This window comes from Deferrisoma palaeochoriense (assembly GCF_054656955.1).
This window is the reverse complement of sequence record NZ_BAAHXI010000182.1, coordinates 1-461: the sequence shown is the minus strand read 5'-3', so window position 1 is coordinate 461 and position 461 is coordinate 1. Positions and strand designations below refer to the sequence as shown.

The following is a 461-nucleotide window of genomic DNA, read 5'->3' as shown; positions in this document are numbered from 1 at the left end:
TGCAGGACGAGGTGGAGATTGTGGGGATCCGCCCGACGCAGAAGACGGTGGTGACGGGGATCGAGATGTTCCGGAAGATCCTGGACCAGGGGGAGGCGGGGGACAACATCGGGGTGTTGCTGCGGGGGGTGAAGCGGGACGAGGTGGAGCGGGGGCAGGTGTTGGCGAAGCCGGGGTCGATCACGCCGCACCGGAACTTTGAGGGGGAGGTGTACGTGCTGACGAAGGAGGAGGGGGGTCGGCACACGCCGTTTTTCAACGGGTATCGTCCGCAGTTTTACTTTCGGACGACGGACGTGACGGGGACGGTGACGCTGCCGGAGGGGGTGGAGATGGTGATGCCTGGGGACAACGTGCGGATCACGGTGAACCTGATCACGCCGATCGCGATGGAGGAGGGGCTTCGGTTCGCGATTCGGGAGGGTGGCCGCACGGTGGGCGCCGGCGTCGTGACCAAGATC

General features: G+C 65.7%; 1 protein-coding gene. It reads left to right on the top strand.

Annotated features, from left to right (window positions below; translation table 11 throughout):
- Positions 1-461: EF-Tu C-terminal domain-related protein (locus ACYQ8L_RS18625; RefSeq protein WP_459943316.1), on the top strand; the 461-nt coding region annotated here is incomplete at both ends.